Below are 24,303 nucleotides of genomic sequence, written 5' to 3'. Positions count from 1 at the left end.
ACTGGTGTCGATGCGACGGTGATCGGTACGGGCAGCGTGCGGGCCCCGCGACACCTACCGGTGAGTAATATTCGGGTCTAGACTGCGGTCATGACCGCCGTGCATGTCCCCGGGACCCCGCTCATCTCCGACGGCCGGCTGGTGTCGACCAACCCGGCGACCGGCGAGGAGGCCGGCCGGTTGCCGGTGGCGACCGAGGCCGACGTGCGTACCGCCGTCGAGCGGGGCCGGCGCCGCCGCCGACTGGTGGGCCGGGCTCGGCTTCACCGGCCGGCGGGACCGGCTCCAGCGCTGGCGCGGCGTGCTCGCCCGGCGCATCGAGGAGCTGGCCGACCTGATGCACACCGAGGGCGGCAAGCCGGTCGGCGACGCCGTGGTCGAGATCCTCACCGCGCTGGAGCACGTCGACTGGGCCGCGCGCAACGCCGGCCGGGTGCTCGGCCCCCGGCGGGTCCGCTCCCGGCTGATCCTCGCCGAGTTCACCGGTCACCTGGAATACCAGCCCTACGGCGTGGTCGGCGTGATCGGGCCGTGGAACTATCCGGTCTTCACCCCGATCGGCTCCGCCGCCTACGCGCTGGCCGCCGGCAACGCGGTCGTGTTCAAGCCCAGCGAGTACACCCCGGCGGTGGGCCAGTGGCTGGTCGACCGGTTCGCCGAGGTGGTGCCGGAGCAGCCGGTGTTCCAGGCGGTGCACGGGCTGGGCGACGTCGGCGCGGCGCTGTGCCGCTCCGGGGTGGCGAAGGTGGCCTTCACCGGCTCGACCGCCACCGCCAAGAAGGTCATGGCGGCCTGCGCCGAGACGCTCACCCCGGTGCTGCTGGAGGCCGGCGGCAAGGACGCGATGATCGTCGACTCGGACGCCGACCTGGACGCCGCGGCCGAGGCGGCGGTGTGGGGCGGCCTGACCAACGCCGGCCAGACCTGCATCGGCATCGAACGGGTCTACGCGGTCGACCAGGTCTTCGACGCGTTCGTCGACAAGGTGGTGGCGAAGGCCGGCCGGCTGACCGTGGGCGCCGAGGGCGCCGACCTCGGCCCGATCACCATGCCGTCCCAGATCGACGTCATCCGCCGGCACATCGACGACGCGGTGGCCCGGGGCGGCCGGGCGGTGCTCGGCGGTCCGGAGGCGGTCCGGCCGCCGTACGTGCATCCGACCGTGCTGGTCGACGTACCGGAGGACTCGGCGGCCGTCCGCGAGGAGACGTTCGGCCCGACGCTCACCGTCAGCCGGGTCCGCGACGTCGACGAGGCCGTGGAGCGCGCCAACGCGCTGCCGTACGGCCTCGGGGGTTCGGTCTTCGGCCGGACGCGGGCGGTGGCCGTGGCGCGGCGGCTGCGCTCCGGAATGGCCTCGGTCAACTCGGCGCTGACCTTCGCCGGCATGTCGACGCTGCCGTTCGGCGGCACCGGCGACTCCGGCTTCGGCCGGATCCACGGCGAGGACGGGCTGCGCGAGTTCGGCCGCCCCAAGGCGGTCACCCGCCGTCGCGCGCGGTCACTGCTGCCGGCCATGACGTTCGAGCGCACCCCGGCCGATGTCGCCCGGCTGGTGAAGGTGGCGAAGCTGATGTACGGCCGGAAGCGCTAGAACAGCGTCAGCTCGTCGCGCTCGATGCCGCGCAGCTTGTCGTAGTCGACCACCACGCACCGGATGCCCCGGTCGGTGGCGAGCACGCGCGCCTGCGGCTTGATCTCCTGCGCGGCGAAGACGCCGGTGACCGGCGCGAGCAGCGGGTCGCGGTTCATCAGCTCCAGATAGCGGGTGAGCTGCTCCACCCCGTCGATCTCGCCGCGCCGCTTCACCTCGACCGCGACCGCGCCGGCGTCGGCGTCCCGGCAGAGCAGGTCGACCGGGCCGATCGCGGTCATGTACTCCCGGCGGACCAGCGTGTAGCCCTCGCCCAGCGTCCCCGGGTTGGCGGCGAGCAACTCCTGCAGGTGCGCCTCGACGCCGTCCTTGCGCAGGCCGGGGTCGACCCCCAGCTCGTAGGAGGTGTCCTGGAAGATCTCCTCCAGGGTGATGCGCAGCTCCTCGCCCGCCTTGTTGACCACCCGCCACACGCCGGGCGCCTCCTCCAGCCGGCACGGCGGGCTCATCCAGTTCAACGGCTTGTAGGCCCGGTCGTCCGCGTGGATCGACACCGAGCCGTCCGCCTTGACCATGAGCAGCCGGGTGGCCGGCGGCAGGTGAGCCGAGAGCCGTCCGACATAGTCCACCGAGCACTTCGCAATGACCAACCGCACCCGACGAGGGTAGCCGAGCCCCCGGCCGGCGCCGACGAGCGCCACTGGCGCACCGGTGCCATATTGAGATCGTGCTCGAAGTCCTCACCGGTTCCGGTCTCGCCGCCTCGGCGGGCCTCAACGCCTACATCCCACTGATGCTGATGGGCCTGCTGGCCCGCTACACCAACCTGATCGAGCTGCCGAGCGGCTGGCAGTGGCTGGGCAACGGCTGGGTCCTGCTGATCCTCGCCGTGCTGCTGGCGGTCGAGGTGGTGGCCGACAAGGTGCCGGTGGTCGACCACGTCAACGACATGGTGCAGACCGTGGTCCGGCCGACCGCCGGCGGTCTGGCGTTCGGCGCCGGGTCCGGCTCGGAGACGGTGACGGTCAGCGACCCGGACACGTTCTTCTCCACCCACCAGTGGGTGCCGGTGGTGGTCGGCGTGCTCATCGCGCTCGGCGTGCACCTGCTCAAGGCCGCCGCGCGGCCGGTCATCAACGCGACCACGGCCGGCTTCGGCGCGCCGGTGGCGAGCACCGCCGAGGACGCCACCAGCGTGGTCATGTCGGTGGTGGCGATCCTGCTGCCGGTGCTGGTGCTGGTGTTCGCGGTCGGCCTGGTGGCGTTCGTCGCCTGGTTGTTCCGCCGACGCGGGGAACGCCGCCGGGAACGCGCGGCCGCCCGGGCGGCCGGCTTCCGCGTCTGACCGGGGCCGCGCCCGGCCCGCGTCACCCGCCGCTTACCCGTTGCCGGGGACCGCTCAGCGGCTGCGGTAGGTCATGCAGTCGGCCAGGTCCATGTCCGGGCCGACGGTGATGGCCGGTGCGTGGCACTCCAGGTCGGAGTTGTGCTGGCAGTCGGAGCGTGAGCAGGCGCCCACCTGGGCGGTCAACTGCGCGATGCCACCGCGCACCGGCATGTCCACGTAGGTGTGGCAGTGCGCGTGGTCGCTGCTGCCGATCGTGATGGCGAATGCGTGGCAGTCGTTCGTGTGGTTGTAGGCGCAGGACCGGACGGCGCACTCCTGGACCCGGGGCATTTCCAACGACGCGGTCATGTTTCCGCCCTTCCGTGGTGTCTTGCCCCGACCTTAGGCTTTTCCGGGCGGCACCGGGCCGGATCTCGCCCAACACCGCGAGGCGGTGTTAACAAGGGGCCCCGCCTCTACCGGATGCGTTAACAGGGGGCCCCGCCTTACATCCGCTCGCGGATGACGGTGACCAGCTCGTCGATGATGCCGGTGAGCGCGAAGTCCTTCGGCGTGAACACCCGGGCCACCCCGGCGGCCCGCAGTTCCTCGGCGTCGCGCGGCGGAATGATCCCGCCCACCACCACCGGCAGGTCGCCCCGCCCGGCGGCGCGCAGCCCGTCCAGCACCGCCGGCACCGCGGCCAGGTGCGAGCCGGAGAGCACGGAGAGCCCGACCAGGTCGACGTCCTCCTCCACGGCGGCGGCGACGATCTGCCCGGCGGTCAGCCGGATGCCCTGGTAGATCACCTCGAAGCCGGCGTCGCGGGCACGGACCGCGATCTGCTCGGCGCCGTTGGAGTGCCCGTCCAGCCCCGGCTTGCCGACCAGCAGCCGCAACCGGCCGCTGCCCAGCTCCCGGGCGGTCGCGGCGACCCGCTCCCGCACCGCGGCGAGGCTGGCGTCGCCGCCGGCCCCGGCCGCCCCGGACAGCCCGGTGGGCGCCCGGTACTCACCGAAGACCTGGCGCAGCGCGCCCGCCCACTCCCCGGTGGTCACCCCGGCGGCCACGCAGGCGAGCGTCGCCGGCATCAGGTTCGTCGTGGTCGCGGCGTCCGCGCGCAGGCGCTCCAGCGCGGCGTCCACGGCCGCCGCGTCCCGTCCGGCCCGCCACTCGCGTACGCCGACCGCGGCGGCCGCCTCGACCGACGGGTCCACCTGCTCGATCGCCTCGGCGCCGGCCGCGGTCAGCGGGGACGGCTCGGTCTCGGTGAACCGGTTGACGCCGATCACCACGTCGGCGCCGGACTCCATCCGCCGGCGCCGCTCGGCCAGCGAGGCCACCAGCGCGCTCTTGAGGTAGCCGGACTCCACGGCGGTCACCACGCCGCCCATGTCCAGGACCTTCTCCAGCTCCGCCCGGGCCCCGGCGACGATGTCGTCGACCAGCGCGGTCATCACGTGCGAGCCCTCGAACAGGTCGGGGTATTCGAGCAGGTCCGACTCGTACGCCAGCACCTGCTGCATGCGCAGCGACCACTGCTGGTCCCACGGGCGGGGCAGGCCGAGCGCCTCGTTCCAGGCGGGCAGCTGCACGGCCCGGGCCCGGGCGTCCCGGGAGAGCGTGACGCCGAGCATCTCCAGCACGATCCGCTGGATGTTGTTCTCCGGCTGCGCCTCGGTCAGGCCCAGCGAGTTGACCTGCACGCCGTAGCGGAACCGGCGCTGCTTCGCCTCGGTCACGCCGTAGCGGTCGCGGGTGATCTCGTCCCAGAGCGCGCCGAACGCGCGCATCTTGGCGATCTCCTCGACGAACCGCACTCCGGCGTTGACGAAGAACGAGATCCGCTGGACCACGTCGCCCATCCGCTCGGCCGGCACCTGGCCGGAGTCACGCACGGCGTCCAGCACGGCGACGGCGGTGGCGAGCGCGAAGCCGACCTCCTGCACCGGCGTGGCGCCGGCCTCCTGGAGGTGGTACGAGCAGATGTTGACCGGGTTCCACCGCGGCATCTCCCGCAGCGTGTACGCGACCACGTCGGCGGTCAGCCGCAGCGACGCGGTCGGCGGGAAGATGTAGGTCCCCCGGGACAGGTACTCCTTGATGATGTCGTTCTGCGTGGTGCCGGCGCAGCGGCGCAGCTCGGCGCCCTGCTCGACGGCGGCGGTGCCGTAGAGCGCGAGCATCCACATGGCCGGCGCGTTGATGGTCATCGAGGTGTTCATCTCGGCCAGCGGGATGCCGTCGACGAGCGCGCGCATGTCGCCGAGGTGCGCCACCGGCACGCCGACCCGGCCCACCTCGCCGGCGGCCAGCTCGTGGTCGGGGTCGTACCCGGTCTGGGTGGGCAGGTCGAACGCGACCGACAGCCCGGTCTGCCCCTTGGCCAGGTTGCGGCGGTAGAGCGCGTTGGAGGCCGCGGCGGAGGAGTGCCCGGCGTACGTGCGCATCACCCACGGGCGGTCCCGCTCCGGCAGGCGTCCCGGCATCGCGTCGTCCATGGCCGGAGTCTAAGTTACCGTTCAGTAAAAGAGGCTGTGCAAAACCACACAGTTGGATGGCTGTGCCGGTGGGCCGGCCGGGGCTTCGGGTGTGGCCGGCCCACCTGGCGGGTCACTCGCTGCGGGCGGTCTGCGGGCCGGTGACGCGTTCCAGCAGCGGCAGCGTGGCGGCGATGACGGCGAGACAGCCGAGCAGCCCGACGGCCACCACGGCGGCGAACCCGACCCCGGGCAGCCGCAGGTCGTAGTGCATCTGCGCGCGCAGGAACAGGTGCGCGGCCACCAGGCCCATCCCGACCGCGACCGCGGCGACGGTCAGCATCGGCACGGCGCTCTCCAGCGCCACCACCCGGCGCAGCAGCCGCACCGGCGCGCCGCTGAGCCGCAGCAGGCTGAACGGCCGCTTCCGCTCGCTGAGGCCGGCCGCCACGGCCACCGCCAGGCTGCACCCGGCGAGCGCGAGGCTGAACACCACCACCACGTCGGCCAGCCGCTGCCAGCCGCGCATGGTGTTCGCGAAGTCGGACTCGAAGTCGCCCGGCACGGTCGGTGCCACCGCGTGGGCGGGGAACGCGGTTTCCATGATCGTCCGGGCCCGCTCGATCGCGGCCGGGCCGTCCGCGTCGACCGCCAGCGAACCCGCCGGCAGCCGCGGGAGCGCCGCCGGGTCGACCTCGGAGGCGGGCCAGACCCGGTCCGCCGAGGCGGACCCCCGCCACGGGATCAGGCCCTCCGACACCTCGGCGACGGCCGCCCCGTCGGCGCACCGCCCGTATGCGGCCGGGATGTCGACGCAGGCGATCACGCCGTAGTCGTGACCCGCGCCCTGCACCGGGTTCTCCCGGATGACCACGAGGTTGCGCACGCCGGGGACCGCGGCCAGGTCGGCCGGCAGCGTGGCGGGCACCTGCGCGTCCTCCCCCAGCCAGAAGGACAGCCGGCCGGCTTCCAGCGAGCCCCGGGGGGCGGGACCGCGCTCGGCGGCGATCGTGCCCATGATGCCGACCGCCACGGTGGTGACGAACAACGCGAGCATCACGCCGCTGACCGCCCGGAAGCCGGCGGCCGGGGGGTGTCGGCGAGCCGGCGGGCGGCGATCAGCGTGGCCGGCCGCCCGGCGCGGGCGGCCATCGCCCGCGCGCCGACCATGGTCAGCCAGGGTCCGCCGGTGACCAGCCCGGTCATCACCAGCAGCAGGGCGGACAGGAAGAGCGCGGTCTGGCCGTCGCCGGTGACGGGCCGGTAGAGCAGGCCGAGGCCCAGCCCGGCGAGACCGAGCACGAGCGGGATCAACCGGTACGCCCGCGGCGGGCGCGGCGTCACCCGCCGGGTGACGCCGAGCGGGGAGATCCGCACCCGGCGCAACGCGACCCGGGCCGCGACCGCCGCGCCCGCCGGCACCCCGAGCGCCACCACCAACACGTCCGGCACCCCGAGCGCGAGGTCGCCGGGGAAGTACGGCATGCCGGTGAACGGGATCTCGGCCAACTGCCCGCGGAACGCGAGGAACAGCGCGAAGCCGACCGCGGCCCCGACCGTCGCCGCGAGCGCGGCCTCCACGGCCGCGACCACCGAGATCTGCCGTGGGGTGGCCCCGACCAGGCGCATCGAGGCGAAGCGTTGCTCCCGCCGGGCGGCGCCGAGTCGGGTCGCGGTGCCGATGAAGATGAGCACGGGAAAGAGCAGCCCGCCGACCACCACGCCGAGGATCAGGTCGATCGCGGTCTCCGGCAGCGGCGCCTCGTTGCCGGCCACCCGGGTGACCTTCCGGACCCGGTCCAGCGCGCCCACCTGCTCCGGCGTCCCGCCGACCAGGATGAGGAGGCTCTCCGGCGAGGTGAGCCCGGCCGGGCCGACGGCGCCGAGGTCGCGGCCGGGATAGCGGTCGCCGAGCTGGTCGGCCGGGGTGGTGGCGAGCAGCTTCCGCAGCGCCGGGGAGGCGTACCACTCGCCGGGGCCGGGCACCCGGGGCACGCCGACCGGGGTGGGCGCGGACGGCCCGGTGGCGGCGACGTCCACGCGCTGGATCTGCGCGCCGTGGAAGTAGTCGAACCGGGTCGACCAGAGCAGCGGGTCGGCCGCGCCGCCCGGCGTCTCCTGCGGATACATCGCGGCGTACCGGCCGAGCTGGGCGTTCGTGGCGTGCACGCCGGCCACGGTGGTGAGCAGCAGCCCGGTGCCGATCGCGACGGCCGCGGCGACGGCGGCCAGCCGGACCAGCGCCTCCCGGCCGCCCGCGACGGCCAGGCGGAGCGCGAGCGCGATCACGAGGCGACCCCGGCCGGCGCGTTGACCCGGCCGTCGCGCACCACGACCTCCCGGTCGGCGTACGCGGCGACGCGCGGTTCGTGGGTGACCAGGACGACGGTGGTGCCCTGCTCCCGGGCGGTGTCGACGAGCAGGTCCATCACCTCCTCGCCGGTGAGCGAGTCGAGCGCGCCGGTCGGCTCGTCGGCGAAGAGCACCTGCGGCCGGGCGACCAGGCCCCGGGCCAGCGCCACCCGCTGGGCCTGCCCGCCGGAGAGTTCCCCGGAGCGGCGGTGCTCCAGGCCGCCCAGCCCGAGCCGCTCGAACCAGGCGCGGGCGGACCGCAGCGCCGGGGCGCGCCGGACGCCGCCGAGCAGCAGCGGCAGCGCGACGTTCTCCGCCGCGGTGAGTTCCGGGACGAGCTGGCCGAACTGGAAGACGAACCCGAAGCGGTCGCGGCGCAGCGCGCTGCGCTCCGCCTCGCCGAGCGCGTCGAGGCGCACGTCGCCGAAGCGGACCTCGCCGGAGTCGGGCACCAGGATGCCGGCCAGGCAGTGCAGCAGCGTCGACTTGCCGGAGCCGCTGGGGCCCATCACGGCGACGATCTCACCGGCCCCGACGGTGAGGCTCGCGCCGCGCAGGGCCGGGGTGTCACCGAACGAGAACGTCACGTCCCGGGCCTCGATCGTCACGGTCATCGCCGTACCGCCTTCCGTAGCGCGTCCAGTCGGGCGCCGGCCATCTCGATCCAGCGCAGGTCGGCCTCCAGGTGGTAGAGGCCGTGGTCGGCGAGCATCACGTCGACCAGCCCGCCGGACCGCTTGACCTCGGTCAGCTCCCGCATCCGGCGCAGGTGGGCGGCGCGCTGGGTGTCCAGGTAGTCCTCGGCCGGGCGGCCCAGCATCAGGGCGAGCACGACCTTGGCGAACAGCACGGTCTGCAGGTGTGGTTCCGGCTCGACCGGCTCGGTCAGCCAGTGCTCCACCTCGGTGGCGCCCCGGTCGGTGATGACGTAGCGCTTGCGGTCGGGGCCGGCGCCGGGCTCGACGTCGCTGACCACCACCTTGCCGTCGCGGGCCAGCCGGCTGAGCGTCGAGTAGACCTGCCCGTAGGGCAGCGGCTTGCCGCGCCCGAAGAAGGTGTCGTAGTCACGCTTCAGGTCGTAGCCGTGGCTCGGTTCGCGTTCGAGCAGGCCGAGCAGGGTCAGGGGAACCGTCATGCAGGCAGACTACACCGGGTGTATACCTCACGTATATAGATAACCCCGGGATCGCAGCGGGTAACGGCAGGACGCACACTTGAGGCATGGACCAGCAGCTCGCGATCTCCGTTCGGGGACTGCGTAAGACGTACGGCGACAACGTCGCGGTGGCCGGGGTGGACCTGGACGTCCACCGGGGCGAGGTGTTCGCCCTGCTCGGCCCGAACGGCGCGGGCAAGACCACCACCGTGGAGATCCTGGAGGGCTACCGCCACCGCGACGCCGGCGAGGTCCGGGTGCTGAGCGTCGACCCGGCCAAGCCGGACGCCGACTGGCGCTCAAGGGTCGGCATCGTGCTCCAGGGCACCGGCGAGTTCGACGAGCTGACCGTCGGCGAGGTGGTCCGGCACTTCTCCGGCTTCTATCCGGACGCCGACGACCCGGCCAAGGTCGTCGAGCGGGTCGGGCTGGGCGCCAAGGCCAAGGCCCGTACGCACACGCTCTCCGGCGGGCAGAAGCGCCGCCTGGACGTGGCGCTGGGCATCATCGGCCGCCCCGAACTGCTCTTCCTCGACGAGCCGACCACCGGCTTCGACCCGGAGGCCCGGCGCGAGTTCTGGGAGCTGATCCGGGACCTCTCCGCCGCCGGCACCACGATCGTGCTCACCACCCACTACCTCGACGAGGCCGAGGCGCTCGCCGACCGGGTCGGCGTGATCGCGGCCGGCCGGGTGGTGGAGGTGGCGCCGCCGAACCGGCTCGGCAACCGGCAGGAGGCGCTGGCGACCGTCTCCTGGCGTACCCCGGACGGGCTGGCGGAGTCGGCGGAGACCGCGACGCCGACGGCGCTGGTGGCCGAGCTGGCCGCGCGCTTCGGCGGCGAGGTTCCCGGCCTCGCGGTGAGCCGGCCGACCCTGGAAGACGTCTACCTGCGAATGATCGGACACCCATGAGCACCACGACGAAGCCGGCGGCCCCGATCGCCGCCGCCGCGCCGGCCCGGCGGCTCGGCCCGGGCGCGCTGGCCCTGCGCCAGGGCCGGCTGGAGATCACCCAGTTCCTGCGCAGCCGGGAGTCCGTCGTGTTCACGATGGGCTTCCCGATCATCATGATCCTGATCTTCGCGGCGATCTTCAGCGACGAGATCGCCCCCGGCGTCAGCTACACGCAATACTTCATCACCGGCATGATCGCCACCGGCCTGATGACGGTGAGCTTCCAGAACCTCGGCATCTGGATCCCGATCGAGCGGGACCGGGGCGTGCTCAAGCGCTACCGGGGCACGCCGATGCCGAAGTGGGTCTGGTTCGCCGGCAAGGTGATCATGGTGGTGGTCATCGGAATCGCCGAGACCGCGCTCCTGCTCGCCGTCTCGGTCGCGCTGTTCGACCTGGACCTGCCGCAGACCGCCGCCACGTGGCTGACGTTCGGCTGGGTCGCGGTTCTCGGCGTCACCGCGTGCACGCTCTGCGGCATCGCCATCTCGTCGCTGGCCCGCACCGCCCGCAGCGGCTCGGCCGTGGTCACCCCGGTCGCGCTGGTGCTCCAGTTCATCTCCGGCGTGTTCTTCGTCTTCACCAGCCTGCCCACCTGGATGCAGCAGGTCGCCGCGCTCTTCCCGCTCAAGTGGATGTGCCAGGGGCTGCGCTCGGTCTTCCTGCCGGACAGCTTCGGCGCCCAGGAGCCGGGCGGCTCGTTCGAGCTGGGCAAGGTGGCGCTGGTGCTCGGCCTGTGGTGCGTGATCGGCCTGATCCTCTGCCTGACCACCTTCCGCTGGACCACCCGCCGCGACGGCTGAGGTGTAAGGAGGGGCCCCCTGTTAACGCCTGGCGGATAGAAGGGGCCCCTTCTCACACTCAGGTGGCACACTCGCCGGCATGGCACGCACGTTGAGCCGGCGCACCCTGCTGACCGCCGGGGGCGCGATCGTCGGCGCCGGGTTGGTCGGCGGTCTGGCCGCTCGGCAACTGTCCGCGCCTCGCCCCGGGCCGGCCCCGGCCCTGCCGGACGCGCCGGCCGGGGACGAGCGGCTGACCCGCATCGCCTCCGGCGCCCGGGGCCGGGAGGTGGACTTCTGGACCGCCGTTCCCGACGGCTACGGCGACGGTCGCGGCCTACCGGTCTGCCTGGTCCTGCACGGCGCCTCGGCCACCCCGCGCGACTTCGGCCGGTTCGGCTTCGCCCGCTTCCTCACCGACGCGGTACGCCGCGGCGCCCCGCCGTTCGCGCTCGCCGGCGCGACCGGTGGCCGGCTCTCCTGGCGCCGGTCCGGTGACGACGACCCGCAACGGATGGTGCGCGAGGAGGTGCCCGCCTGGTGCGCCCGACGCGGCTTCGACAGCAGCCGGCTTGCCGTGTGGGGCTGGTCGATGGGGGGCTTCGGCGCGCTGCTGCTCGCCGAGGCGTACCCGACGTGGCTGCGGATGGCCGCGGCCTTCTCCCCCGCGGTGACCCCCGGCGACGCGGTCTTCACCGGCGTGGACGAGCTGCGCGGGACCCCGGTCGGACTGTGGTGCGGCCGGCAGGACAACTTCCTGAAGGACGTGCGTGCGCTGGCCCGGGTGCTGCCGGAACGCCCGGTACGCGCCGCCTGGGCCGACGGGCGGCACAACTTCGGCTACTGGGGCACCGTCATCCCGGACGCGTTCGCGCTGCTCGGCGCCGCGCTCACCCCGCCCCGGACGTGAGCCGTCCAGGGCGGGGCGGTCGGCACGGTCAGTACGAGTAGAAGCCCTGCCCGGTCTTGCGGCCCAGGTCGCCGGCGGTGGCCATGCGCTGGAGCAGCTCCGGCGGGAAGAACTTCTCGTCGGCGGTGTCGGTGTAGATGTTGCGGGTGGCGTTGAGCAGCACGTCCACGCCGGTCAGGTCGACAGTGGCCAGCGGGCCCATGGCGTGCCCGAAGCCCAGCTTGCAGGCGGTGTCCAGGTCCTCGGCGGAGATCACGCCGGACTCGACCAGCTTGACCGCCTCCATCGCCAGCGCGCAGATCAGCCGGGTGGTGACGAAACCGGCGATGTCCCGGTTGACCACCACGACGGTCTTGCCGATCTCCTCGGCGAACGCGCGGACGGTGTCCATCGTCGCGTCGCTGGTCTTGTAGCCCCGGACCAGCTCGCAGAGCTTCATCATCGGCACCGGCGAGAAGAAGTGGGTGCCGACCACCGACTCCGGCCGCTGCGTGGCGGTGGCGATCTGGGTGACCGGGATGGCCGAGGTGTTGGTGGCCAGCACCGCGTCCGCCTTGCAGATCTTGTCCAGCGCGCGGAACACCTCGTGCTTGATCTCGATCTTCTCGAAGACCGCCTCGACCACGATGTCCGCGTCCGCCGCCGCCTCCAGCTCGGTCGTCGGGGTGATCCGGGCCAGCGTCGCCTCGACGTCGGACTCCTCGATCTTCCCCTTCTCGGCGAACTTCGCCAGCGACTTCCGGATGCCGTCGACGCCCCGCCCGGTGGCCGCGTCGTCGACGTCGCGCAGCGTCACCTGCCAGCCCGCCTGCGCCGCCACCTGGGCGATGCCCGAGCCCATCAGCCCGGCACCGACGACCGCGAGTCGACCCGCCATCTGCTTCTCCCTCGCCCCTGTTCTCGACTGTCCTGGAGAACCCTACTTAACGAGGGATAAGGACCGTCAGATGGCCAGGTCGGGTTCCTCCGGCGCGGTGCCCCGCTCCACCTCGACGCCGAGCGCCCGCAGGTCCGCGACGAAGTCCGGGTAGCCCCGGTCGACGTGGTGCACGTGCGAGACCTCGGTGACGCCGTCGGCGCAGAGCCCGGCGATGATCAGGCCCGCGCCGGCCCGGATGTCGGTGGCGCGCACCGGGGCGCCGGAGAGCCGCTCCCGCCCGCACACCAGCGCGTGGTGACCGTCGGTACGGATCTCCGCGCCGAGCCGCATCATCTCGTTGGCGAACATGAACCGGCCGTCGAAGATGTTCTCGGTGATCAGGGAGCCGCCGTCGCTGACCGCGGCCAGCCCGATCGCCATCGGCAGCAGGTCGGTGGCGAAGCCCGGGTAGGGCAGCGTCACCACGTCGACGGCCGCCGGCCGGTCGTCCATCCGTACCCGGAAGGCGTCGCCGCGGGTCTCCACCAGGCCGCCGGCCGAGACCAGCTTGTCCAGCGCGACCTCCAGGTAGGCCGGGTCGAGGCCGGTCACTGTCACGTCGCCCCGGGTCATCGCCGCGGCGAACGCCCAGGTGCCGGCGACGATCCGGTCGCCCACCGTGGCGTGCCGGACCGGGTGCAGCTCCGGCACGCCGACGATGTGCAGGGTCGAGGTGCCGGCGCCGGAGATCCGCGCGCCCATCCGGCTCAGCATGGCGCAGATGTCGACGATCTCCGGTTCCCGGGCCGCGTTGTCGATGGTCGTGCCGCCGCGGGCCAGCACCGCCGCCATCACCAGGTTCTCGGTCGCGCCGACGCTCGGGAAATCCAGCACGATGTCCGCGCCGTGCAGGCCGTCGGGTGCCTCGGCGATGACGAAGCCGTGCTCGCCGGAGATCTCCGCGCCCATCCGGGCCAGCCCGGCGATGTGCATGTCCAGGCCGCGCGAGCCAATCGCGTCGCCGCCCGGGTGGGCCACCCGCACGTGGCCGCGCCGGGCCAGCAGCGGGCCGAGCACGCAGATCGACGCGCGCAGCCGACGGACCAGGTCGTAGTCGGCCTCCGCGCCGGGCCGCTCCGGCACGTCGATGACGACCGAGCGGGACCGTTCCCGGCCGCCGCCGGCAACCATCGGATCGACCGGGTCGTCCGGGCCGAAGCGGACGCCGCAGCCGAGCCGCCGCAGCACCTCGCCCATGATCGCGATGTCGGTGATCCGGGGCACGTTGGTGATCACGCTGCGGCCGGGCGCGAGCAGCGCGGCGGCCATCAGCTTCAACGCCGAGTTCTTCGCGCCCACCACGTGCACCGTGCCGGCCAGCCGGGCGTTCCCGCCCACCCGGATGACGTCGACGTCGCTGAGCGCCGGGTCGCCGGCGTCACCCGGCCCCACCGCGGTCGGCCGGTCCGGCCGCACCGGGATGGTCAGGTCCGGTATCCGTAGGCTGTGCGTCATGGCCGTCCACCTCACGCGCATCTACACCAAGGCCGGCGACGCCGGCATGACCAGGCTGAGCAACAACGAGCAGGTGCCGAAGACCGATCCGCGGATCGCCGCGTACGCGGACGTGGACGAGTGCAACGCCTCGATCGGCGTGGCGCTCGCCCTCGGGCAGCTCCCCGACGAGCTGCGGACCGTGCTGGAATCCGTGCAGAACGACATGTTCGACGTCGGCGCGGACCTGGCGACGCCGGTGGAGCCGGACCCGAAGTATCCGCCGCTGCGGGTCACCGAGGAGTACGTCGAGCGCCTGGAAGGCTGGTGCGACGAGTTCAACGCGCGCCTGAGCAAGCTCGACTCCTTCATCCTCCCCGGCGGCACCGCGGGCGCGGCACTGCTGCACGTGGCACGGACGACCGCCCGGCGCGCCGAGCGTGCGGCATGGGCGCTGGTCACCCACGACCCCGATCGGACCAGCACCCTCCCGGCGAAGTATCTCAACCGGCTCTCCGACCTGCTCTTCATCCTGTCAAGAACGGCCAATCCCGGTGGAGATGTGCTATGGGTGCCGGGCGGTAAGCGCTGACCGTCGGCGGCCTGCACCACGTGGAGGTGTGGGTACCCGACCTGGCGGCGGCCAGACGTGCCTGGGGCTGGCTTCTCGGCGAGTTGGGCTGGACGCCGTACCAGGACTGGCCGGCCGGCGTCTCCTGGCGGCACGGGCCCACCTACCTGGTGCTGGAGGAGTCGCCGGCGCTCACCGGCCGGGCCCACGACCGGTGCGCGCCGGGCCTCAACCACCTGGCCTTCCACGCCGGTCCACCGGCCGCCGTCGACCGCCTGACCGCCGCCGCCCCGGCGCACGGCTGGGCGCTGCTCTTCGGCGACCGGCACCCGCACGCCGGCGGCCCGGACAGCTACGCCGCCTATCTCACCGACAACCAGGGGTACGAGGTCGAACTGGTTGCCGAGACCGGCTGAGCGGCGGTCGGGGGCAGCCGCCTCCGGCCGTGCCGGGCAGCCGGCCGACCTGTCTCGGTCGTTCGACCGGTGCTGACCCCGGCCGACCTGCTCCGGTCGTTCGACCGGTGCCGCCGGTGCCGGCTGAGACGCGGGGTCAGCACCGGTCGGCCGCGCCGCGCCGGACGGGGGCGGTCCGGCCCTCGCCCGGGCGTCGCGCACCGGCCGGGCGACGGACCGGCCGGAGGCGGGCCGGGACCGGACCCGCGCAGGCCCGGCGGGCGGCGCGCCGTCGGCGTACCCGGAGGCGCCGGAACCCGGCCGCGAGGGCGACCGCCGCCACCACCGCCACCCCGGCGGCGGCCGGCAGCCCGGACGGCAGGCCGCCGGCGGCCCAGCCGACCAGCACCGTGCCGGGCACCCAGACCGCCACCGCCGCGCCGTCGGCGAGCACGAACCGGCGGTACGGCAGCCCGGCCGCGCCGGCCACCCGGGGCACCAGCGTGCGGGCGAACGCGGTCCAGCGGCCGAGCAGCACCGCGGTCCCGCCGCGGGCGGCGACCAGGTCCTCGGCCCACTGCCAGCGCCGCTCCCCCACCCACCGGCCCAACGCCCCCCGGCGGAGCCGGGGACCCAGCAGCCGCCCCTCCAGGTAGCCGAACTGGTCGCCGACGAACGCGGCTGCGGTCGTCACCGCCAGTGCGACTCCCAGGTCGACGTGGCCGGCGCGGGCCAGCAACCCGACCGTCAGCATGGTGGTCGCCGCCGGCAGCACCACGCCGACCAGCAGCCCCACCTCGCCGGCCAGCACCGCCGCGACCAGCAGCACGAGGTTCGGCGGCAGCGCGTCGAGCCGGTCCACCACGGAGTCCAGGAAGGTCATGCTCCCAGCGTCGCGCCCGGGCGGGACGGTGACGTCCTGCCCGTGGCCGGGGCGGGTCCTCCGAGTGGCCGCCCGCCGCCCTAGGGTCCCCCCGGACCCGGCACCGGGTTGAACCCGTCGTCGACCAGGCCGAGCCGGTGCGCCACCACCGCGGCCTGGACCCGGTTGCGCAGTTCCAGCTTCTCCATGGCGGCCGAGACGTGCGTCTTGACGGTGGTCACCCCGAGGTGCAGCCGGGCCCCGATCTCGGCGTTCGACAGGCCCGCGCCGACCAGCGCCAGCACCTCCCGCTCGCGCGGGCTGAGCTGACCGAGCCCGGCGGCGGCCGGGTCGGTGGCCCGGTCCCGGTCGTGGGCGGTCAGCGCCCGGCGCAGCACGCGCGCCAGCACCGACGGCGCGAGCAGCGGCTCACCCCGGGCCGCCCGCCGCACGGCGTCCACCAACTCCTCGGGAGCGCCATCCTTCACCAGGTAGCCCTGGGCGCCGGCGCCCAGCGCGCCGTAGACGTTGACGTCGTCGGCGAACGTGGTCAGCACCAGCACCCGGGCCGCCGGTTGCTGCCGCAGGATCCGCCGGGTCGCCTCGATGCCGTCCAGCCGGGGCATCCGCAGGTCCATCAGGATCACGTCCGGCCGCAGCCGCTCGGCGAGCCGGACCGCCTCGTGGCCGTCGCCCGCCTCGCCCACCACCTCGAACCCACCCGCCGTCCGCAGCACCAGGGCCACCCCGGCCCGGACGAGCGCCTGGTCGTCGACCACCAGCACCCTGATCATTCGTTCTCCCTGATCGGCAGCCGAACCCGCACCCGCCAGCCGCCTCCGTCGGTGGCGCCCGCGACGAGCGTGCCACCCAGCAGGCCGACCCGCTCCCGCATCCCCCGCAGACCGTGTCCGGAGGCGGGCAACCGGGTACGCGGGCGGGCCGGGCCGCTGTCCAGCACCTCGACCAGCAGGGCGCCGCCGGCCACCTCGACGTCGACCGAGACGATCGTGCCCGGCCCGGCGTGCTTCAGGCTGTTGGTCAACGCCTCCTGGACCACCCGGGCCGCCGTGGTCCCGACCACCAACGGCACCCGGTGCAGCGCCCCCGGCATGCGCACCTGCACCGCCAGCCCGGCCTCCCGGACCCGGCGGGCCGCGTCCCGGATCACCTGCTCCGGCTCGACCTGCGACTCCGCCGGGTCCACCGCGTCCGGGTCGCGGAGCACCTCCAACAGGTCGCGCAGCTCGTCCAGCACCTGCCCGGCGGTGTCCCGCAGCTCCCCGAGCGCCAGCACCGCCTCCTCGGGGCGCCCGGTGTGCTGCACCGCGTACCGGGCCGCGCCGGCGCGCAGGGCGATCGCCGCGACGTGGTGGGCGACGATGTCGTGCAGGTCCCGGGCGATGGCGGTCCGCTCGGTCAGCCGCACCATCCGCGCCTCGGCCGCGCGTCGCTCCTCCGCCTCCCGGGCCCGCTCCTCGGCCGCGGCCGCGGCCTGACGTACCCCGCCGAGGTAGCGGCCGAAGGCCACCGGCGCGGCGGCGACCCCGGCGAGCATCACCGCCCGCAGCACCCCGACACCACCGCGCAGGACCTCCGTGTTGCCCGGGTCGATCACGTTGAGCAGCGTCGCCGTCAGAAGCAACACGTACCCGACGGCGGTGCCGACCCAGCCCGACCGGTACGCGACGTAGCCCAACGCGACCGCGGCGGCGAACTGGGCGGTGTCCGCGCCGGTCACCGTCACCGCGTCGGCAACGATCAGCACCGCCGACGTGAACAGCAGCACTGGCCACGGCCACCGCCGCACACCCACCAGCGCGAGGCCGGCGAGCACCGCGAAGACCCCGGCCCACGTCTCGCGGGGAATGCCGGGGATGACGATGCGGGTGCCGATCAACCCCAGGGCGGCCGTGCCGAACCCGAGCAGCAGCTCGGGCCACCGAATCCACCGCCCGCTGCCCACCCGGCCACCATACGGATCCGGGCGGACCGGACGACCCTCCCTCAAGCCGGTGCCCCTCCTCCGACTGGCCGGTGTACCGGCTCGCCGCACGAGATCCGCGCGGCCGCCGCCCGCCTAGCGTCGATGGACGTGATCAGCGACGCTCCCGCCTTCCTCGGCCAGTTCGCCCGCCACCCGTTCGCCACCGACGCGGTGCTGCCCAGCGGAACGGTCCTCGCCCGAGACATCACCGCCGCCGTGCCCCGCACCGGGCATCCGCTGGTGGTGGAACTCGGCCCCGGCACCGGCGCGTTCACCCGGGCCGTCCAGCGGCGGCTGGCCGGACGCGGGCACCACCTGGCGGTCGAACTCAACCCGACCTTCGCCGCCGCCCTGGCCCGCCGGCACCCGGCCGTGGACGTGGTACGCGCCGACGCCGCGACCCTCGACCGGGTGCTCGCCGACCGGCACCTGCCGCCCGCCGACGTCGTGGTGAGCGGACTGCCCTGGGCGGCGTTCGGCGGCGGGCGGCAGATCGCCGTCCTCGACGCGGTGCTGCGGTCGCTCCGGCCGGGCGGGGCGTTCACCACATTCGCGTACCGGCACGCGTCGACGACCCGGCCCGCCCGCCGCTTCCGGCGACTGCTGAACGGGTCGTTCGAGGAGGTGACGATCGGGCGGACGGTCTGGGCCAACCTGCCGCCGGCCCTGGTCTACCACTGCCGCCGGCCCTGGTCTACCACTGTCGCCGGCCGGTGAGCCGCTGAAGGCCGGCACCCCGTGGTTCGGGGTGCCGGCCTTCGTGGTGCTGCTTACTTGGTCCAGTGCTGGTTGACGAGGTCGGTGGCCTGCTTCTCCCACTGCGCGTAGGCGTCCGGGTACGCGCTGACCTGGACGGTCTGGGCGGCCTGGGTGAGGGGCATGTCCTGCCAGCCGTCGACCTGCTTCAGCCCCTTGAGGAAAGCCAGGGTGGAGTACTCGGGGTCGGTGATCTGCTCCGGGCTGCCCCACCCGCTCGACGGGCGCTGCTGGAACAGGCCCAGCGAGTCGTGGTCATTGCGGTCGCCGAGGTGGCCGAGGTTCTCCAGCTTCGACTCCTGCAGGGCGGTGGCGATCGAGACGACCGCGGCCCCGCTCGGGCAGCCCGGCCTTCTTCGTCGCCGCGATGATCGCCTTGACGTTAGCGGTCTGCTCGTCGTTCAGGCCGATGGTGGACTGCTCACCCTGCACCGCCGCGGCCGTCACCGGCTTGGCGGCGGCGTGGGCGGGGGTGTCGGCGTGGGCGGCGATCGGACCGGCGAACACACCACCGGTGAAGGCCAGACCAGCAACACCCAGAATGCTCTTCCGCAGGATCGTGTTCATGAGGGGGGCTCCATTCGGGGGTCAACACACCCTCCGCGGGGGACGCGGGGTGTGGGCACCGTCAGGCGCTCATAAGATCAAGGAGGGTTCCGGCGTGCTCGCGGAGCGCGGGGGGCTCGTCGCGGTGCCGGGAGTGTGTGTAACGACCGGGCGGCCACCGTCATTCCCGGGGGCCTGCGGGTCGGCTGGCGCGGGGTGCGCTTGCCTTCCTCGGTCGTTCACCCGGTTACAACGCCCCGCCCCCGCCGACGATTCCGCCGCCAGCGTGCCACCCACCACCACCGAACCAGACATCCCACCCAGCCAGGCAGATACCACCGCACCACCCCGCCCGGTCCGGCCCGCCGAGTGGCACACCATGGGTGCATCCCAGCCCCGGAGACACCCACCACGTTCCACCCACCGGCCCACCGAGGCATCACTGGAGCGCCATGGGTGTCACAGTTCCTGGCTGACACCCACCGCGTTCCACCCCACCAGCGCGTCGAGGCGTGACTGGAACATCCTGGGGTGTCAAGCTCCGCGGGCTCCCGCCGCCGAGTGGCCGGAACCGGTAGATCCCCGCCGAGCGGACCAGCCCCGCATCGCCGGTCTTGCAGGTGCGAGAGGCCGGGCCCGTTGGGGTGCGGCGGGGCGGCAACTACCCGATCGACGCGAGGGGGGTCAGGCGGCGGGCCAGTCCTGGGAGGCCATACGCGGCGAGACCGCCCCCGGAGGGGCGGCCTCGAGCCAGGAGAGGAAGCCGGTCACCGTGGACCGCGCCATGGCGATCTCGACCGGAGCATGGTCGCTGGTGCAGCGCAGGATCACCCAGTCGGCCGGCATGGACAGGCGCTCCTGCCCCTCGGGCAGCCGCCGACGCTCCACGGCCAGCCCCTTGCGGGAGAGGACCCGCTTGGGGCGCAACGCGAAGCTGAACATGCGGTACCAGCGGAGCTGGTCGCCGGCGAAGCGACCGAAGCCGGGCGACCAGCCGCGCCCGTCGAGCATGGTGGTCACCCGAACGCTCAGCCGGATGATGCCCCCGCTACGGGTGAACAGGGCCCGCCGGATGAAGAGGATCAGGAGCGCGACGAGGACGACCGCGACGCCGATTCCGATCCCTTCCACGATCTCCATCGGCGGGTCGGCTCAGCGGGCCGGAGTGGCCGGGGTGGCGCTCTCGGCCAGGACGGTCACGCCCTCGCCGGTCACCGACAGGAAGCCGCCGGCGACGTCGTAGGCGACCTGCTGCCCGCCGGCCTGCTTGATGCGGACCTGGCTGGGCTCCGCGAGCTGGCCGAGCAACGGCGCGTGCCCCGGCAGCACACCGAGCTCACCCTCGGTCGTCCGGGCGACGACCATCTCGGCCTCACCGGTCCAGACCTTCTCCTCGACGGCTACGAGCTCGACGTGAAGCTGCTGTGCCACGCTGTCTCCTTGCTGCGGCGGCGGATTGCCGAAAGTCTAGTCGCGCGCTCGTCGCCCACCCAAGGCGGGTGGTGAGAGCCGGACCACGACGTCCCGCACCTCGCTCAGGCTACTGGGTCTTCTGCTTGAAGTCGGGGTGCTCCAGCAGGAAGCCGTCCAACTGGTCGGAGCGCAGCGCGGCGAAGAAGTCGTCGGACGGGGCGAGCAGTTCCTCGCCCCGGTAGGCGCTGCCCTGACCGATCGGCGCGCCCGGCAACTTGATCGTCTCGATCGCGTCGGGACGGATGTCCTTCAGCGCGAGCCCGAAGTCGACAACGCTGTTGCCCCGGCCGTTGAAGATCAGCGACTGCCCGGCCGCGCGCAGCACCCGGTCCAGCTTGACCGGGTTGGTCACCACGTCCGCGCTGAACGCCTGACTCACCATCGCCTTGACGAACTGCTGCTGGTGCCGCTGCCGGCCGTAGTCCGCGTCCGGCACGCCGTTCTTCGGGTAGCGCTGCCGGACATAGTCCAGCGCCTGCCAGCCGTTGAGGTGGGCGTTGCCCTTCTCGTAGCGGGCCTGTGGGCCGAGGTAGCCCCCGCCCCCGGGCCGGAGCTGGCGCGCCGTGCCGTCCGGCTTGAGGTGTTCGGACTTCACATCGCGCTCGATGTACATGTCGACGCCGCCCATGGCGTCGACGATCTTCTTGAACCCGCTGAAGTTGATGATCGCGCCGGCGTCGAAACGCTTGATGCCGGTGACCCCCTGGACCGTCCTGGCGAGCAGCTCGAAGCCCTGGGCGGCGCTCGGGTCCTTGCCCGGCACGTTGCTGCCGTGCGACATGGCGGCGTTGATCCGGTCGGTCCCGCCGCGGTAGTCGGCCTTGGGAAAGGCCGGGATCTCGACCCGCAGGTCACGCGGGAGCGAGAAGAGATAGGCGCGGTCCATGCCGGCCGGCACGTGCAGAATCATGATCGAGTCGGAGAGCGGCCGGGTCCTCGGGTTGCGGGGGTCGATGCCGACCAGCAGGATGTTGAGCGGTCCCTTGATGTCGCTCTTCTTCTCGGTGGCGCCGGCGGCCTGGTCGCCGAAGAGGTCGCCCTTGCCGACCGCTCCCTCGTAGCGCGCGACGAGCGTGTGGTAGCCCACCAGCACCGAGCCGCTGAGCACCACCATGACGATGCCGAGGATGGTGCAGACCCGGGCCCACCGGGGCACGCCACGCCACATGGACCGCTTGCCGCGATCCGTGCCGCCCTTACCCACGAGCATCTCCAATCGTCGCGCCCACGAAGAAGAGACGGCCGCGGGGGTCCGTTCCGTTGCAGAGATCAACGGTCGCGATGCGAAATCGTGTCACGAACGGTACCGCGCCGGCTGTCGAACCGCCTGCCGGCGAACCGGGCGTCCGGTACGTGGGCGGCCCGGAACAGGCGAAGGCCGCCCCGACGAGATGTCGGGGCGGCCTTCGTGGTGTGAGCGGGGTCTCAGCCCTCCTCGCCCATCAGCTCCTCGGCCTTGGCCTTGAGGTCCTCCAGGCCGCCGCACATGAAGAACGCCTGCTCCGGGAAGTGGTCGAACTCCCCCTCGCTGATCCGGCGGAAGGCGTCGATGGTCTCCGAGATCGGGACCGTCGAGCCGGGGACGCCGGTGAACTGCTCCGCGGCGTAGGTGTTCTGCGAGAGGAACCGCTCGATCCGGCGGGCGCGGCCGACGGTGAGCTTGTCCTCCTCGGAGAGCTCCTCGATGCCCAGGATGGCGATGATGTCCTGCAGGTCCTTGTAGCGCTGCAGGATCCGCTTCACCTCGGTGGCGACGGCGAAGTGGTCCTCGCCGACGAACTCCGGGGCGAGGATCCGGGACGAGGACGCCAGCGGGTCCACGGCCGGGTAGATGCCCTTGTCGGAGATCGACCGCTCCAGGTTGGTGGTCGCGTCGAGGTGGGCGAACGTGGTGGCCGGCGCCGGGTCGGTGTAGTCGTCGGCGGGCACGTAGATCGCCTGCATCGAGGTGATGGCCTGGCCCCGGACGGAGGTGATCCGCTCCTGGAGCTCGCCCATCTCGTCGGCCAGGGTCGGCTGGTAACCCACGGCGCTCGGCATGCGGCCGAGCAGCGTGGAGACCTCGGAGCCGGCCTGGGTGAAGCGGAAGATGTTGTCGATGAAGAGCAGCACCTCCTGCTTCTTCACGTCGCGGAAGTATTCCGCCATGGTGAGCGCGGAGAGCGCGACCCGCAGGCGGGTGCCCGGCGGCTCGTCCATCTGGCCGTAGACCAGCGCGGTCTTGTCGATGACGCCGGACTCGGTCATCTCGGCGATGAGGTCGTTGCCCTCGCGGGTGCGCTCACCCACGCCGGCGAAGACCGAGGTACCACCGAAGTTCCGGGCCACCCGGGTGATCATCTCCTGGATGAGCACCGTCTTGCCCACGCCCGCGCCGCCGAACAGGCCGATCTTGCCGCCCTTGACGTACGGGGCGAGCAGGTCGATCACCTTGATGCCGGTCTCCAGCATCTCGGTCTTCGGCTCCAGGTCGGCGAAGGCCGGGGCCTTGCGGTGGATGCCCCACCGGTCGTCGGCCTGGATGGTCTCGCCCTCGGCGAGGTTGAGGCACTCCCCGATCGCGTTGAACACGTGGCCCTTGACCGCGTCGCCCACCGGCACGCTGATCGGCGCACCGGTGTCGCGGACGTCGGCGCCCCGGACCAGGCCGTCGGTCGGCTGCATCGAGATGGCGCGGACCAGGTTGTCACCCAGGTGCTGGGCGACCTCCAGGGTCAGCGTCTTCTCACCACCGGAGAGCGTCACGTCGACGTGCAGGGCGTTGAACAGGTCCGGCATGGCGTCGCGCGGAAACTCGGCGTCGACGACCGGGCCGATGACCCGGACCACGCGACCCGTGGCCGTCTTGGTCTCAACTGCGGATACAGTCATCACACTTCACTTCCCGACGCGGCCAGCGCGTTCGCGCCGCCGACGATCTCACTGATCTCCTGGGTGATCCCGGCCTGACGGGCCGAGTTCATCTCACGCGTGTACTTCTCGATCATCTCTTCGGCGTTGTCGGTGGCGCTCTTCATCGCCCGCCGACGGGCGGCCGACTCACTCGCCGCCGACTCCAGCAACGCCGCGTAGATCCGCGTGTTGATGTACTTCGGCAGCAGCGCGTCGAGCAACGACTCCGGCTCCGGCTCGAACTCGTACGCCGGCAGCAGACCCTCGGACCGCGGCCGGTCCTCGACCTCCATCGGCCCGATGATCCGGGTGACCGGGTTCTGCGTCATCAGGGACTTGAACTCGGTGTAGACGATGTGCAGCTCGTCCACGCCGAGAATCCCGTCCGCGCCGGCGTTGCCGTCGGTGTCGTCCGCGCCGGCGGTGAACGCCTTGATCAGCGTCTCACCCACCTCGCGGGCGTCGTCGAACGACGGCTGCTCGGAGAAGCCCGTCCAGCTGCCGGCGATCTCGCGGTTGCGGAACCGGTAGTACGCCACGCCCTTGCGGCCGATGACGTAGAGCACCGGCTCCTTGCCGTCGGCGCGCAGCCGGGCGATCAGCGACTCGGCGGTGCGGATCGCGTTCGAGCTGTACCCGCCGGCCAGACCGCGGTCGGCCGTGACCAGCAGGACGCCCGCCCGCCGTACCCGCTCACGGGAGGTGAGCAGCGGGTGGTCGATCCGCGCGTTCGAGGCCAGCGCCGTCAGCACGCCGGTGATCGCCTCGGCGTACGGCAGCGAGGCCGCCACCTTGGCCTGGGCCTTGGCGATACGGCTCGTCGCGACGAGCTCCATCGCCTTGGTGATCTTCTTCATCCCCTTGGCGGAACGGATCCGCTGTCGGAGAACGCGTACCTGGGCGGCCATCGG

24 protein-coding genes and 2 pseudogenes are annotated in these 24,303 nt (G+C 73.0%); 8 read left to right on the top strand and 18 right to left on the bottom strand.

Going from position 1 to position 24,303, the window contains the following annotated elements:
- Nucleotides 1–90: 90 nt before the first annotated feature.
- Nucleotides 91–1,594: pseudogene (locus O7618_RS31570) on the top strand (aldehyde dehydrogenase family protein).
- Here the strand turns inward: O7618_RS31570 and nucS are convergent.
- Nucleotides 1,591–2,250: an endonuclease NucS gene (nucS, locus tag O7618_RS31565; protein ID WP_278109776.1), complete on the bottom strand. Its 660-nt coding sequence runs from the start codon at nt 2,248–2,250 to the stop codon at nt 1,591–1,593. The pseudogene O7618_RS31570 and the gene nucS sit on opposite strands and share 4 nt — an antisense overlap.
- Nucleotides 2,251–2,321: 71 nt before the next feature.
- Here nucS and O7618_RS31560 point away from each other — a divergent pair, with 71 nt between their 5' ends.
- Nucleotides 2,322–2,939 carry a DUF4126 domain-containing protein gene (locus tag O7618_RS31560; RefSeq protein ID WP_278109775.1) on the top strand — a complete coding sequence of 206 codons (618 nt, stop codon included), beginning with the start codon at nt 2,322–2,324 and terminating at the stop codon, nt 2,937–2,939.
- Between the two features lie 54 nt (nt 2,940–2,993).
- Here the strand turns inward: O7618_RS31560 and O7618_RS31555 are convergent, their stop codons facing one another.
- The 6 genes from O7618_RS31555 to O7618_RS31530 all read right to left on the bottom strand — a co-directional run bounded on the left by O7618_RS31555 (nt 2,994) and on the right by O7618_RS31530 (nt 8,888).
- A complete protein-coding gene (locus O7618_RS31555; protein WP_278109774.1) occupies nt 2,994–3,290 on the bottom strand; it encodes a DUF1540 domain-containing protein in 297 nt (98 codons plus the stop codon).
- Between the two features lie 137 nt (nt 3,291–3,427).
- Entirely contained in the window at nt 3,428–5,422 is a 1,995-nt protein-coding gene (locus O7618_RS31550; protein ID WP_278109773.1) for a protein meaA, read from the bottom strand.
- Nucleotides 5,423–5,534: 112 nt separating this feature from the next.
- The gene (locus tag O7618_RS31545; protein ID WP_347405435.1) at nt 5,535–6,458 is read right to left on the bottom strand and encodes an FtsX-like permease family protein; all 924 of its coding nucleotides are present in this window, start codon (nt 6,456–6,458) and stop codon (nt 5,535–5,537) included.
- Nucleotides 6,458–7,690 (bottom strand): FtsX-like permease family protein, encoded by a 1,233-nt coding sequence (locus tag O7618_RS31540; protein WP_278109771.1) that lies wholly within the window; start codon nt 7,688–7,690, stop codon nt 6,458–6,460. Before O7618_RS31540 ends, O7618_RS31545 begins: the two co-directional genes overlap by 1 nt.
- A complete protein-coding gene (locus O7618_RS31535; protein ID WP_278109770.1) occupies nt 7,687–8,367 on the bottom strand; it encodes an ABC transporter ATP-binding protein in 681 nt (226 codons plus the stop codon). The genes O7618_RS31540 and O7618_RS31535 overlap by 4 nt, the downstream gene beginning before the upstream one ends.
- Nucleotides 8,364–8,888 (bottom strand): PadR family transcriptional regulator, encoded by a 525-nt coding sequence (locus O7618_RS31530; protein ID WP_278109769.1) that lies wholly within the window; start codon nt 8,886–8,888, stop codon nt 8,364–8,366. The genes O7618_RS31535 and O7618_RS31530 overlap by 4 nt, the downstream gene beginning before the upstream one ends.
- Nucleotides 8,889–8,974: 86 nt before the next feature.
- On the opposite strand from O7618_RS31530, the gene O7618_RS31525 reads away from it, so the two are divergent.
- The 3 genes from O7618_RS31525 (at nt 8,975) to O7618_RS31515 (ending at nt 11,557) form a co-directional block, all read left to right on the top strand.
- Nucleotides 8,975–9,823 (top strand): ABC transporter ATP-binding protein, encoded by an 849-nt coding sequence (locus O7618_RS31525; protein WP_278109768.1) that lies wholly within the window; start codon nt 8,975–8,977, stop codon nt 9,821–9,823.
- Nucleotides 9,820–10,668: an ABC transporter permease gene (locus O7618_RS31520; protein ID WP_278109766.1), complete on the top strand. Its 849-nt coding sequence runs from the start codon at nt 9,820–9,822 to the stop codon at nt 10,666–10,668. The genes O7618_RS31525 and O7618_RS31520 overlap by 4 nt, the downstream gene beginning before the upstream one ends.
- 79 nt (nt 10,669–10,747) lie before the next feature.
- Nucleotides 10,748–11,557, top strand: a complete 810-nt coding sequence (locus tag O7618_RS31515) for an alpha/beta hydrolase-fold protein (protein ID WP_278109765.1) — start codon at nt 10,748–10,750, stop codon at nt 11,555–11,557.
- Between the two features lie 28 nt (nt 11,558–11,585).
- Here O7618_RS31515 and O7618_RS31510 read toward each other — a convergent pair whose 3' ends face one another.
- The gene (locus O7618_RS31510; RefSeq protein ID WP_278109764.1) at nt 11,586–12,434 is read right to left on the bottom strand and encodes a 3-hydroxyacyl-CoA dehydrogenase family protein; all 849 of its coding nucleotides are present in this window, start codon (nt 12,432–12,434) and stop codon (nt 11,586–11,588) included.
- 66 nt (nt 12,435–12,500) lie between these two features.
- Nucleotides 12,501–13,931 (bottom strand): UDP-N-acetylglucosamine 1-carboxyvinyltransferase, encoded by a 1,431-nt coding sequence (gene murA / locus O7618_RS31505; protein ID WP_278109763.1) that lies wholly within the window; start codon nt 13,929–13,931, stop codon nt 12,501–12,503.
- Between murA and O7618_RS31500 the strand changes: the two genes are divergently transcribed.
- Together O7618_RS31500 and O7618_RS31495 are read left to right on the top strand one after the other, a co-directional pair.
- Nucleotides 13,930–14,502 (top strand): cob(I)yrinic acid a,c-diamide adenosyltransferase, encoded by a 573-nt coding sequence (locus O7618_RS31500; RefSeq protein WP_091069145.1) that lies wholly within the window; start codon nt 13,930–13,932, stop codon nt 14,500–14,502. The two genes, murA and O7618_RS31500, sit on opposite strands and share 2 nt — an antisense overlap.
- Nucleotides 14,499–14,897, top strand: a complete 399-nt coding sequence (locus O7618_RS31495) for a VOC family protein (RefSeq protein ID WP_278110223.1) — start codon at nt 14,499–14,501, stop codon at nt 14,895–14,897. The genes O7618_RS31500 and O7618_RS31495 overlap by 4 nt, the downstream gene beginning before the upstream one ends.
- Before the next feature lie 136 nt (nt 14,898–15,033).
- On the opposite strand, the gene O7618_RS31490 is transcribed toward O7618_RS31495, so the two are convergent.
- From O7618_RS31490 to O7618_RS31480, 3 genes are all read right to left on the bottom strand, one after another.
- On the bottom strand, nt 15,034–15,759 hold the full coding sequence (locus O7618_RS31490) for a DedA family protein (protein ID WP_278109762.1): 726 nt from the start codon (nt 15,757–15,759) through the stop codon (nt 15,034–15,036).
- Nucleotides 15,760–15,839: 80 nt separating this feature from the next.
- Nucleotides 15,840–16,532: a response regulator transcription factor gene (locus O7618_RS31485; RefSeq protein ID WP_278109761.1), complete on the bottom strand. Its 693-nt coding sequence runs from the start codon at nt 16,530–16,532 to the stop codon at nt 15,840–15,842.
- Nucleotides 16,529–17,704 (bottom strand): histidine kinase, encoded by a 1,176-nt coding sequence (locus O7618_RS31480; RefSeq protein WP_278109760.1) that lies wholly within the window; start codon nt 17,702–17,704, stop codon nt 16,529–16,531. The genes O7618_RS31485 and O7618_RS31480 overlap by 4 nt, the downstream gene beginning before the upstream one ends.
- Before the next feature lie 129 nt (nt 17,705–17,833).
- Here O7618_RS31480 and O7618_RS31475 point away from each other — a divergent pair, with 129 nt between their 5' ends.
- A complete protein-coding gene (locus O7618_RS31475; protein WP_278109759.1) occupies nt 17,834–18,442 on the top strand; it encodes a methyltransferase domain-containing protein in 609 nt (202 codons plus the stop codon).
- A gap of 53 nt (nt 18,443–18,495) precedes the next feature.
- Here the strand turns inward: O7618_RS31475 and O7618_RS31470 are convergent.
- The 6 genes and pseudogenes from O7618_RS31470 to O7618_RS31445 all read right to left on the bottom strand — a co-directional run bounded on the left by O7618_RS31470 (nt 18,496) and on the right by O7618_RS31445 (nt 24,300).
- Nucleotides 18,496–19,048: pseudogene (locus O7618_RS31470) on the bottom strand (hypothetical protein).
- Between the two features lie 663 nt (nt 19,049–19,711).
- The gene (locus O7618_RS31465) at nt 19,712–20,167 is read right to left on the bottom strand and encodes a DUF2550 domain-containing protein (RefSeq protein WP_278109758.1); all 456 of its coding nucleotides are present in this window, start codon (nt 20,165–20,167) and stop codon (nt 19,712–19,714) included.
- Between the two features lie 12 nt (nt 20,168–20,179).
- Nucleotides 20,180–20,458: a F0F1 ATP synthase subunit epsilon gene (locus O7618_RS31460; RefSeq protein ID WP_047893558.1), complete on the bottom strand. Its 279-nt coding sequence runs from the start codon at nt 20,456–20,458 to the stop codon at nt 20,180–20,182.
- Nucleotides 20,459–20,567: 109 nt separating this feature from the next.
- Nucleotides 20,568–21,710: an LCP family protein gene (locus tag O7618_RS31455; protein ID WP_278109757.1), complete on the bottom strand. Its 1,143-nt coding sequence runs from the start codon at nt 21,708–21,710 to the stop codon at nt 20,568–20,570.
- A gap of 215 nt (nt 21,711–21,925) precedes the next feature.
- Nucleotides 21,926–23,371, bottom strand: coding sequence for a F0F1 ATP synthase subunit beta (gene atpD, locus O7618_RS31450; RefSeq protein WP_278109756.1), 1,446 nt, complete (start codon nt 23,369–23,371; stop codon nt 21,926–21,928).
- Nucleotides 23,371–24,300 (bottom strand): F0F1 ATP synthase subunit gamma, encoded by a 930-nt coding sequence (locus tag O7618_RS31445; RefSeq protein WP_278109755.1) that lies wholly within the window; start codon nt 24,298–24,300, stop codon nt 23,371–23,373. The genes atpD and O7618_RS31445 overlap by 1 nt, the downstream gene beginning before the upstream one ends.
- Between the last annotated feature and the right edge of the window lie 3 nt (nt 24,301–24,303).

The organism is Micromonospora sp. WMMD980, from assembly GCF_029626035.1.
Lineage (GTDB): Bacteria > Actinomycetota > Actinomycetes > Mycobacteriales > Micromonosporaceae > Micromonospora.
The sequence above is the reverse complement of the archived record's forward strand: the minus strand, read 5'-3'. Positions and strand labels throughout refer to the sequence as shown.

What these genes read in the sequence shown, in the direction of transcription:
- O7618_RS31555 (WP_278109774.1), bottom strand. Translation starts at nt 3,290, where the DNA reads ATGACCGCGTCGTTGGAAATGCCCCGGGTCCAGGAGTGCGCCGTCCGG.
- O7618_RS31550 (WP_278109773.1), bottom strand. Translation starts at nt 5,422, where the DNA reads ATGGACGACGCGATGCCGGGACGCCTGCCGGAGCGGGACCGCCCGTGG.
- O7618_RS31545 (WP_347405435.1), bottom strand. Translation starts at nt 6,458, where the DNA reads ATGCTCGCGTTGTTCGTCACCACCGTGGCGGTCGGCATCATGGGCACG.
- O7618_RS31535 (WP_278109770.1), bottom strand. Translation starts at nt 8,367, where the DNA reads ATGACCGTGACGATCGAGGCCCGGGACGTGACGTTCTCGTTCGGTGAC.
- O7618_RS31530 (WP_278109769.1), bottom strand. Translation starts at nt 8,888, where the DNA reads ATGACGGTTCCCCTGACCCTGCTCGGCCTGCTCGAACGCGAACCGAGC.
- O7618_RS31525 (WP_278109768.1), top strand. Translation starts at nt 8,975, where the DNA reads ATGGACCAGCAGCTCGCGATCTCCGTTCGGGGACTGCGTAAGACGTAC.
- O7618_RS31520 (WP_278109766.1), top strand. Translation starts at nt 9,820, where the DNA reads ATGAGCACCACGACGAAGCCGGCGGCCCCGATCGCCGCCGCCGCGCCG.
- O7618_RS31515 (WP_278109765.1), top strand. Translation starts at nt 10,748, where the DNA reads ATGGCACGCACGTTGAGCCGGCGCACCCTGCTGACCGCCGGGGGCGCG.
- O7618_RS31510 (WP_278109764.1), bottom strand. Translation starts at nt 12,434, where the DNA reads ATGGCGGGTCGACTCGCGGTCGTCGGTGCCGGGCTGATGGGCTCGGGC.
- O7618_RS31500 (WP_091069145.1), top strand. Translation starts at nt 13,930, where the DNA reads ATGGCCGTCCACCTCACGCGCATCTACACCAAGGCCGGCGACGCCGGC.
- murA (WP_278109763.1), bottom strand. Translation starts at nt 13,931, where the DNA reads ATGACGCACAGCCTACGGATACCGGACCTGACCATCCCGGTGCGGCCG.
- O7618_RS31490 (WP_278109762.1), bottom strand. Translation starts at nt 15,759, where the DNA reads ATGACCTTCCTGGACTCCGTGGTGGACCGGCTCGACGCGCTGCCGCCG.
- O7618_RS31485 (WP_278109761.1), bottom strand. Translation starts at nt 16,532, where the DNA reads ATGATCAGGGTGCTGGTGGTCGACGACCAGGCGCTCGTCCGGGCCGGG.
- O7618_RS31465 (WP_278109758.1), bottom strand. Translation starts at nt 20,167, where the DNA reads ATGGAGATCGTGGAAGGGATCGGAATCGGCGTCGCGGTCGTCCTCGTC.
- O7618_RS31455 (WP_278109757.1), bottom strand. Translation starts at nt 21,710, where the DNA reads ATGCTCGTGGGTAAGGGCGGCACGGATCGCGGCAAGCGGTCCATGTGG.
- atpD (WP_278109756.1), bottom strand. Translation starts at nt 23,371, where the DNA reads ATGACTGTATCCGCAGTTGAGACCAAGACGGCCACGGGTCGCGTGGTC.
- O7618_RS31445 (WP_278109755.1), bottom strand. Translation starts at nt 24,300, where the DNA reads ATGGCCGCCCAGGTACGCGTTCTCCGACAGCGGATCCGTTCCGCCAAG.